We start from the raw sequence: 9951 nt of genomic DNA, 5'->3' as shown, positions 1-9951 counted from the left end.
ATTTAGACTTAGCGACCGTAACACGGGTGAAGAGGCGGATTTCGGATGTCAAACCAATCTGTCTCTTCGCTTTCTACCAAGATAACGCAGTCGTAGCTGTCGCGGCTAGCGAAACTACAGAGCCAATTCTTCGGTTTACTGAGAAGGCAATCCATCTGGCACGGCGAGCTGCCTCCTGATACTCCTCGAAATTCTCTAAACACCGCTATACACTTCCTCAACACGTCGTTCTACTGTGTCTCGAAGTTCGGAAGGACACGATCTATCGTGGCCTGCTCGACGAATTAACCGAGATGCCACGCATCCGTCAAACTCTTCAATTAGCGGGTCTATTGAAATTCTATTCTTCAGATATATACACACCTGAAACAGTCGGTCGCTGAAAAGGAGGAATTGAACGGACAGCCCGTACTGCACTCTGGCGACGACGCTGCAACAGCACAGGCGAAAATCGACGCCAGCAACGGCGGTCCCATCCGCGTCTCGGGGCACCTAACCGGCATCAACTCGACGCTTCGTGTTCCTCAGGGACAGATGCTCACCGGCTGGGGCACGATCGGCTCTAACCTCAACATCGTCTCGGGCTCCGTAATCGAGGGGAGTGCTGACCCGCTCGTCGATCTCGGAAAGAGCAGCGAGATTTTCGGGGTATCGGTTAAGAACAATCTCGACGGCGGCACCAAGGTCCTACAACGAGAGCACACTCGGATTTCTCATGCGGATATTTACAGCAAGTTCGTCGGCATTGACACGGAGGCAGAGGAACTGTATAGTGCCGAACCTACCGTAGAGTACACCCACGTCGTAAGCGACGCCGGTGCCGCTGATTCTGTTGGTGTTCAAAACGAGAACGACATTATTGACGGAGAATACAACTTTAACATCATCCACGGGTTCGAGACCGGACTTATCGCTACGGCTGTGAACTGTCAGATTTCGCTGGTTCACATGTATCCCAGCCCGTCTCCAGTATCGAGCTTCGACCGGGGCTTCACGGTAGACCGGCAGGGTCGGGTGATAAACACGGTTGCCGATAACGTGGGCGAGTACGGCGGTTATGTCCAACCCGACACTAACGGTTACGACGTGTAGATTCGCGGCACCCGCATCGACGGACAGGACACCGCGACCGCGGGTGTATTCCTCGACTTCAACGATAGCGACCCAAACCGGATAACCATCAAGGACATACACTTTGGCACCACCAGCGGCAACACCGTGGCCGGCACGGCGATCGATGGAGACATTCCGATCTGAAATTGATGATAATATTGCCAAAGATTGGTCGAGCAAGGGCTGAAAACGCATAATACGGGCGTTGGATCCTTCTCTGCCGGGGACGTTTCCAGCACGGTGTGACGGGTAGGACGGACACAATTAACCTGACCGCGGGAGCCGCCGGCACGATAGTTGGATATACGGCCCGAGATAGCTCATCAATCACGCTCTCGGTCCAAAACGCGTATGCTACGGCAGCCTCGAATGTTGAAGTCAATTGGGAGGCCGACGTGTTTGACCTGTTCGTGTGACCCTGCAACCCATCAAATGATTTTTGTATGAACCCGTTTGAGAAACAGGTATGTTTTCGCGAGCGGGGAAATCGATTTTATCTGCCTCCTTTCTACTATTTGGTCTTACTGTTTTTACCCTCTCGCAAATGGAGATTGGACGTGTCTATTCGATACCACAGGCCCTATTTCCACTTTCGCTTATGATCGCTGTCGGTTTTCTGCTTTTTTTCTATCTTACACTCCAAAGCGAGGAATTTGAGGCCTCGATCGTATCCCTTACTGTGATCACAGGGTTGCTGCTGAGTTTTCCACTGCTGTTTATTTCCGGGATTTTTGGCTACGGTACTGACACACTTTATCACCTCGGACATTCGCGAGATATCCTACAGTCTGGACATTTTTTTGTAAGTAACAAGTACCCACTCAGTCACGTTCTAGTGGCGCAGATCTCGATGATCCTCGACATTGAGCTCCGGGATGCTGCGATGCTTCAACCGCTAATATACTTCGGTGCCCTACTTGCTGGAGTTGGCCTTCTTGTAAACCAATATGATACGATATCGGCTAAAATCGCGATGCTGGTTCCGTTTGCATTTATTCTGTCACTCGGTTTTGATACTGGGGGATACACATATTATAAACCGTACTTTAGTACAGTTCTCTTTATTCCGTTTGGTCTCGCGGTATTGTCTCGGGGTGTCCGCTTGAACAGTATCTCTTGGACTATTCTCTCTTTCCCGATCCTTCTAGCGATCGCCTTTCTGCACCCTGTGGTATTTATCGCCATTCTCGGAATGTTTGCTATCTACTACGCTGTTTCCAGTAGTGAGCTCAACCGTTTGTTCAACCCTCTCGTGAATAGACCGAGGCGGCTAAGTCTGGCGTTAGCTGTCCTCGTTGTTTCGATTATTTTCAGTTACTGGATCATCATCAAAGCCCAACCCGCCGTTGCACTCACATTTGAACGGGCATTAAACCTGATTCTAAGCCCCGGTGAATTTTTCGCGAACGACTATCGTGGGGGTGCTGTTAGTGGAGGAAACCCACAAAGCTTGCTCAAATCGGGAGTTAGTAGAACCGAGTACCTTCTGCGTAACTATGCGCTCGTATACGGCGGCGCCTTGCTCGCACTCATTATGATTGGTACTTGGGGGCTTTGGTCTCTATTTAGACTGTATCAGGAGGACAGATATAATCTCGATTTGTCTCGCGATGGGTTGATCTTTGCTTGGTTGATCGGCTCTGGGGCCCTATTGGCAGGAAACGCAGTCGCAAATATACTCAACGTCGGAATTACACGGCCGGTTCCTCTACTTGTCGTTATTTTTGCAATCCCGCTCGCACGTATCGCTACTTATGATTACCGGGCCCGGCGCCTGTCGGTAGCCGCCTTAGTGATTTGTGCGAGCGTGGGTCTACTGCTAATTTTCCCGTCCCCAGTTACGTATTCATCCACACCACAAGCAACCGATCAGGACATTTCCGGGATGGACTGGGTGATATCTGAAAAGGGATCTGGAGAAATCAACGGCTACACACTGGATCAGCATCGCTTTGGGAGCTATTTACTGGGCATGAGAGGACTTCACGAGCGAGATGATGTGGTGAATTCAGGAGCTTTCCTTCCAACGGCTTTCGATACACAATTGGAGGAATACGGCCAAACAGGCGAACTAGATCTTAACGGCCAAGTATATATCCCCATCAGCGAGCGAGACCAGTGGCGTGTCTCACGGTTCTATGAAAGTCAACCTCACGAACAGGGGTTAGACCGGCTCTCTAAGGACTCTGACATCGCTAAAATTTACGCAAACGGTGAAGTCGACACATACTATATTGAAAATAACTGATTCCGAACATGAACCTGGTCAGACGTATTGAACAAAGACTTCGCGGTGATAGGGAAAATCATTGGCCATTAATTCTATCCTCAGGAGTTTTTGCCGGTGTTATTTATCAGACGCCATATTATGGGGCTGAATACGGCTTTGGTGGAGTCATAATAGCATTTGCAGCTCTAACTTTACTAGTTTACATACTATTGCCTCTAATCCTTCTTGTCTGAGAAGGCTACCTATCGACAGAAAACCTCCCGAAAGTCCACGTCGATGCGTTCGGCGCAGAAGGTGACGGGTCGACAGACGACGCTGCCGCCATCCAGACCGCTGTCGACAGCATTCCCGACGGCGAACAGCACGTCCTCTCGTTCTCTGGCGGACAGCGGTACCGCGTCGCCTCGAAAGTATCAATGACCGTCGAGTAAGTGGCGAAAGTCGAGGGCAACAACTGCTGGATCATCAACGCCACTGGTGGCGGTCGGGCATTCGAGATGGTCGGTAACCTCGACACGAATCGCACGGTGCGAGACAACCAGACCCCTCGACAATGCGGAGACAGAAATGCAGCCGATCATCGAGGGGCTGCGCATCTATCCCGAAACGACGAATTCGGGCGTCGGCTTCCACATCGGGAAGGTCCTTCAGCCGACGTTCTCGAAGTGTCTGTTCAGCCACCTCAATCACGGCCTCCAATTCGGACCGTACGTCCACAACGTCAGCCTCCCCAACACGAGCGCGTGGGGCTGTGTGACGAGCGGCGTCCATTTCAAGGGTGACAGCAGCAGCGGACAGAGCCACCAAATCATCATCGAAGGGTGGGAACATCTCGTACTCCCAGTACTCGGTCTACGTCGGGCCGCAGGCGTCGGTGTTCAACCTCCACCCGAACGACGTGGAGATGGAAGCCAGCGGGAACGAACTCAACGGTTTCAGCAACTTCGTCTACGCCGAAGGCGACGTCCAAGAGCTGACTCTGGACGGGTCGACGCTCCAAGACCACAACCACGGCACTGACGCACTGGTGAAACTGACTGGTTGGGGCGGCCACCTCGTCGAGCTATTAAACTGCCACGTCTCTAATACCGCAGAGGACGGTATCGTCAACCGTGCGATCAACGTCGATCATGTAATTATTGATGGCGGGCGGTGGGAGCGCATCGACGGGAACGCTGTCGATACGGAGATGACGACGCAGCTGACCGTCGACGGAACTACTTTCTCGGAAATCGGCGGGAGCGTTGTTCACGCCCTCGACCCGAAAATCCTGAACGTGGATGGCGTCACGCTGGATAATATCGGTGGGGTCGCGTTCGACCTTGACGGTGACTTCTTCGAGGACGTCACCATCACGGACATTTCGGGAAGCGGCGTCAACCAGGTCCTCTCGCTGGTTGCATCGAGTGGGACGAATACGAATCTGCGATTCGGCGAGTGGAACGTGCGTCCCGAAGCCGCGCCCGCCATCGAGATCTCGACGCCTGACTCGATTTGGTCGCTCGATATGAGCAAAATCCAGCTGTATTGGGGGAATACTAACCTCGACCTCTCTGGAGACGGTCCAGTTGTCGATATTTTCTGTACGAACCTCTACGAGTCAGAAGTATCGAAGAACAAGCTCACCTGCCGCGGCGGGCTGTTCGACCAGTTCACCTCGGTTACTCCGTCGGGGTCGGTCGCGAACTGCTACTTCGAGAAGAACTACAAGGCCCGATGATGGCGTAGTTCGTGGAGGAACATATTAGGGAGACGAGTATGAAAGGAGAGCTATGATATCTGCTGCAGTTGAAAAACTTAGGAACGATGGCGTCTTATCTCTGGTTGATGCAGGAACCCGGTATATTCTTGAATTAGCTAGGATAGAATATTACCGGATTCAAGGCTACCGTGCTATTGAGATAAACGAGATTCAAGCAGAATTCGTAACGCACGGGGCCCGTTCTGCGGCAATTGAGTTGTTCAATAATATGGAGAGCGAGATGGTCGCGGACATGACCGATGAGATGGAGGAAGATGATGTATTCTGGGACGTGGGTGCAAACGTTGGATTTCATTCGTGTTTTGCGGGTCTTTCCAAGGGATCTATCACGCTTGTCGAATTTGAACCGCTCAGGCCGGCAATCACCACGTTGAAGCAAAACACACGGCGTAATGGTCTGTCTCCAACAATTCATGAAGTCGCACTCTCGGATACTGATGGGGAGATGGACCTTGATCCGGAATCATTATCTAATCAATTCTCATCAGAGGGTGTGACTGTTGAGACAGTATGGTAAATAATAACGAGGCGCCTCAGCCGAATGTGGTAAAAATTGACGTGGAAGGCGCAGAGCCTCTCGTTATTGACGGCATGGAAGAAATCCTCGCCAACGAGGACTGTCGAGCAGTTTATCTTGAGTTACATAAACCGAAGGTTGGTCGTCCATCGGTGGACGATTTTGGCTCGACAGTCAGTAAGATCGAAGAGCGAATTCAAGACTTCGGGTATCAGTTGACAACAATCGGCTCGCGGCCAGATGAAAAACACGTGAAAGCAAAACGAGTCGATTAGCACCACCCAGGATGTACAACAGCATTCTTTCTTCTGATCAAAGATGGGGCGATCTGGCTATCGTGTTTTCGTGTCGCCGTTACGTGGAGATCGAAAATTGCGTTGACTTTCGTATCGATCAGCAATGTTACTTTGAGCTGCTGAATTGTGAGTTCGGTCGTTTCGTGTAGTGTTTCGAAGCGTGACTGCGGTCGAATCCTGACGCATCAACTCCAACAACGCCGCTCGTCGGAAGTATCGTGGCTGAGAGAACCAAGATAACACGCCATACAGCCATATCAAGCCGGTCAAACGCCTTACAGAGCGTTGATGGCGTAGGAAGTTCGGCTAGGCCGAGAACACGACGGATACGTAGCATCTCGATTAATTTGTCGAGCAGGCCACGATAGGTCGTGTTCTTCCGAACTTTGAGACAGAGCAGAACAACGTGCTGTGGGAGTGTATAGAGTTGCTTAGAAAATTTTGAGGAGTACCGATAGACTGCTCGGCGGGCGAGATTGATCGCCTTCTCAGTAAAACGGAGAATCTGCGACTTCGGGAGGGCCTTCATCTCGTCAGATTACACTTCTAGTCCACAATAGTTCTCTTCAGGATCTCAGAGATTAACGAAGTAAATATATAGAATGTATAATAATTAAAATTTGAATTAAATATAGCTTATTCGGGTTTTTGGTTCAATTCAGATAAAAGAGGCATTTCAAGGATACTCAGGATGCGGTATAACTCTGAACTAAGGTCTTCTCCATTACTATGCTTTTCTTCTGCTCCTAAGATCTCTTCTTTGCAAAGATAACTTGATTCAGACAATAATGTATCATGCTCATGTAATTTCTGTTCAACTAAGTTTGACTCACGAATATAACCTGAAGTATCTCTCCAAGCACTATCCGTATAGTACCGTTCCGGATATTCAGACTCAGAAAATTTTTCCTTCAGATATCCTATATACTTCGAAAGATAATGGAAATAAAACGGTTTTTTGAGGGAAACTCCGGTCTCTGGATGTGGGAAGCTAGCTATGTCGGGAGCATTCTGTGAAAGAGCGCGGTTAACTGGCGGATTTTTTAAGAGTTCGCTAAACGGAATAGTGAGTGCGAAGTCGACTAATCGATTATCGATCATTGGGAAATGAGTCCTCTGTAACTGGTGCAGATTCTGTTGGAAGAGTGAATCTGGTTGATTCGTCAATGGATAAAAGTTCTTAGACAATATCAAAGACTCTAACGAAGGATATTCAACTCCAAAATATTCAATCCCATCTGGTGTACGTTTAGTTTCTAGCTTAATTATCTCTTGAACGGTTTTCTCTGATCGAACGAAGCCATTAGAGCGCCTGCTTTCACACTCAACAAAATCATCAATATCTGTGATATTCTTCAACAGTGGAAAGTCAACTGGTCCTAATGGAGTATTTATAGATCGTGTGGGTAAAAAATGACCTTTTAAGAAGGTATCTGCATATAATCCAGTCACCAATACATCGGTTTCTTCCCTCAATATCTGGTCAAACCCGCCAGCATGGGCTTGATGAAATTCACTTATAAACTCATGGAGGGCAGCATACCTTTCAAGAAGGTCTTCATGATACGAGCTCTTTCTTTTCAAAAATATGAAATCGTTATTGGTTAACTCAGAAACTTTTTTAGCAGTCTTATATTCTTGATTTTTCCAGTCATTCATATGATAACAATCCACCGAAAACGGCATAGCCTGTAAAAGTAGTCGTGAGTCACTCCCACCACTTAGTAGCATTCCAACATCTTGATCAGAATTAAGTCTATCTTTCAGTATTTGGGTAATTAAGTTGTGTAGTATTTTTGACGTTTTCTCTGGGTCACGATCTTCTGGGGTATACTCTGGTTCCCAGTAGCTTTGACTGTCTTTACTTTCTGAGTTGAGTGTTGAAATACTACCTGGAGGGAGCTGATCAATATTCTTGAGAGGAGTTCTGATTCCGGGTACATATCCATATGACGTATAAAATTGCAGATATTCTGGGATTATCTTGGTATTAACTTGCTTCTGACGAGCGAGATCCTGTAAGTTAGTAGAGAATAAAATATCACCTTCTTTTTCATAGGTGTATATTGGCCATGAACCAAGCCGATCAGTAACTAAATACAATTCTTTATTTTTTTGATTATATACGGCTATAACAAATTCGCTATTTAGATCTTCATAAAATTCTAATCCATATTTTTCAAATAGTATTGCGCAAAATTCGGAATCGGACATATTTTCACACTCGTCTTGTTTTGAAATATATTCTGAGTTTGTCTTCCTATATCCGTAAATATCCCCGAGTGCCATTATATAATAATCACTATCACCCACTTGAGCTGGTTGATGGCTGTTTTCATAAGAAATTAAATGAGCAGAGATCATTCCATCTTCGAACTTAGATTGATATTGACTGTCTAGCAAAAGATTATCTGGATGATATTCTGTATTTATGCCTTCAGGATTAAAAATGCCACAGATACCAGTCATAGTGCGCTGCCACCATGTACCATGGAAAATCTATTTTCAGTTACCATCTGTTGTCAATGAGTGGCTACTTTACGATAATGTTTTCTGAATTTGTCTATTATTCTTTCTCTCTTGAATCGAGATAACTCATCTCCAATCGAATTATAGTGATATTCATAATCCTGAATTAATGAATCAAATTTGGAGGCCAAATCCTCCGATACTCCGGGGACGAATGTACGACCTGCATCACCAATTATGTACTCAACACTACCTACGTTTGAAGCAACAATCGGTAATTGGCTTGCTAGTGCTTCTAAAAATACTCTTCCAAATGGTTCATCCCAAAGACCTGGATACACAAACAGATCAGAGGATGAATAAATATCTGGAAGTTCATTATAATCGACAAATCCGAGCCATTCGATCTCCTGTTCAACGTTCAAAGACTCAGCGAGAGAATGGAGCTTTCTTTCATAGGATCCATCACCAACTATTTTCACACTTGGCTGATATCCCATCGATTTCATTTTAGGAATCGACTCTATGAGAGTCTGAACGCCCTTCTTCTCTTCCAATCTCCCAACAGATAGGATTGTGGGTGATTTTTGATTAATGTTTGCAGATTGTTTTGGCTGATAGAACTGTTCATTATAAAAATGAGGAATTACCTTAATTGAGGTACCTGGAAAGCCCAGTGATTCATAGTCCTGTTTTAGATGGGGAGATAGAGCATGATATGAAGTAATATCTCTCTTAGACTCGATCGTTTCTCTACTAAGGTTCAACTGATAGATTGAGGTATAATATGATTTCAGTTCCCCTTTAAATCCTTGACTACGATCTACGGCACTGCGAGTTACACATGATATGCATTTTGTCATGGATGGACCACTACACTTTTTTTTGTTCAAATATCGCAGATCTTCCTTCGGACAGATAGGGCGGTATGAGTTAAGAGTCACTAGTGTAGGTGTATCGATTACAGACAGTTGTTTTATATATTCTGAACAGTAGGAATGAATAAGATCATGCGATTTTAGCTGGGGGATGAGTGATGAGACTTCCTTCATCTTGTTATGAAGTGGATGTGGTGTTATATTTAAACCATCTCTTATTACATAATCGACACGTTCTTTTGCAGGAAGATGGTCTCTCTCTACACTTTCATTCGAGATTACATAAATAGTCAAATTGAAATATTTAGACATTTCTCGGATTAGGAGTGAAGAAGTTTGAACCGATCCTGGTCCACCATGGCCTGGTCGACCTACAGGAACAAAACCAACATCTAAGTCCATACATACTAGAGGTTACTCGGTGTACTTAGGTATAGTCCATCTCTCATATATCAATACAGGCTAAGTTCCATCTCGATACAACTGGTCATGATTTCTAGGGAAATTCAATTTATGTAGATCCACTATTAGGATTCGATAGTGCTTTCATCTGCCGTGTTGACTCGATGGAAACGCTGCTACGCCATGAGAGCGTGAATTAAGACATGGGGCGCAAGAGACCGACCGCTATTCCGTGCCTTAGAGCACGTCGTGTTGACTGGTCCGTGTGCGAAAGAAGCCGAGTC

8 protein-coding genes and 3 pseudogenes are annotated in these 9951 nt (G+C 46.7%); 8 read left to right on the top strand and 3 right to left on the bottom strand.

Annotated features, from left to right (window positions below):
• Positions 1-125: 125 nt before the first annotated feature.
• From NDI54_RS21245 to NDI54_RS21215, 8 genes and pseudogenes are all read left to right on the top strand, one after another.
• Positions 126-332: pseudogene (locus NDI54_RS21245) on the top strand (IS5/IS1182 family transposase); the annotation flags it as partial.
• Between the two features lie 61 nt (positions 333-393).
• On the top strand, positions 394-1092 hold the full coding sequence (locus tag NDI54_RS21240) for a hypothetical protein (RefSeq protein WP_310898308.1): 699 nt from the start codon (positions 394-396) through the stop codon (positions 1090-1092).
• Positions 1093-1579: 487 nt separating this feature from the next.
• Positions 1580-3361, top strand: a complete 1782-nt coding sequence (locus NDI54_RS21235) for a hypothetical protein (protein ID WP_310898307.1) — start codon at positions 1580-1582, stop codon at positions 3359-3361.
• 8 nt (positions 3362-3369) lie between these two features.
• Positions 3370-3576 (top strand): hypothetical protein, encoded by a 207-nt coding sequence (locus tag NDI54_RS21230; RefSeq protein ID WP_310898306.1) that lies wholly within the window; start codon positions 3370-3372, stop codon positions 3574-3576.
• Between the two features lie 48 nt (positions 3577-3624).
• Positions 3625-3774: pseudogene (locus NDI54_RS21505) on the top strand (hypothetical protein); the annotation flags it as partial.
• 347 nt (positions 3775-4121) lie between these two features.
• Entirely contained in the window at positions 4122-5063 is a 942-nt protein-coding gene (locus NDI54_RS21225; protein WP_310898305.1) for a hypothetical protein, read from the top strand.
• Positions 5064-5115: 52 nt separating this feature from the next.
• On the top strand, positions 5116-5622 hold the full coding sequence (locus tag NDI54_RS21220) for an FkbM family methyltransferase (protein ID WP_310898304.1): 507 nt from the start codon (positions 5116-5118) through the stop codon (positions 5620-5622).
• Complete coding sequence (locus tag NDI54_RS21215) at positions 5616-5897, top strand: FkbM family methyltransferase (RefSeq protein ID WP_310898303.1); 282 nt, start codon at positions 5616-5618, stop codon at positions 5895-5897. The genes NDI54_RS21220 and NDI54_RS21215 overlap by 7 nt, the downstream gene beginning before the upstream one ends.
• A gap of 29 nt (positions 5898-5926) precedes the next feature.
• Here NDI54_RS21215 and NDI54_RS21210 read toward each other — a convergent pair.
• The 3 genes and pseudogenes from NDI54_RS21210 to NDI54_RS21200 form a co-directional block, all read right to left on the bottom strand.
• Positions 5927-6447 (bottom strand): annotated as a pseudogene (locus NDI54_RS21210) (IS5/IS1182 family transposase); the annotation flags it as partial.
• Positions 6448-6554: 107 nt separating this feature from the next.
• On the bottom strand, positions 6555-8387 hold the full coding sequence (locus NDI54_RS21205) for an asparagine synthetase B family protein (protein WP_310898302.1): 1833 nt from the start codon (positions 8385-8387) through the stop codon (positions 6555-6557).
• Positions 8388-8440: 53 nt separating this feature from the next.
• Positions 8441-9667, bottom strand: coding sequence for a glycosyltransferase family 4 protein (locus NDI54_RS21200; RefSeq protein WP_310898301.1), 1227 nt, complete (start codon positions 9665-9667; stop codon positions 8441-8443).
• Positions 9668-9951: the final 284 nt, after the last annotated feature.

Source organism: Haloarcula terrestris, from assembly GCF_031624315.1.
GTDB classification, from domain to species: Archaea; Halobacteriota; Halobacteria; order Halobacteriales; family Haloarculaceae; genus Haloarcula; species Haloarcula terrestris.
This window is presented reverse-complemented; position numbering and strand designations above follow the sequence as displayed.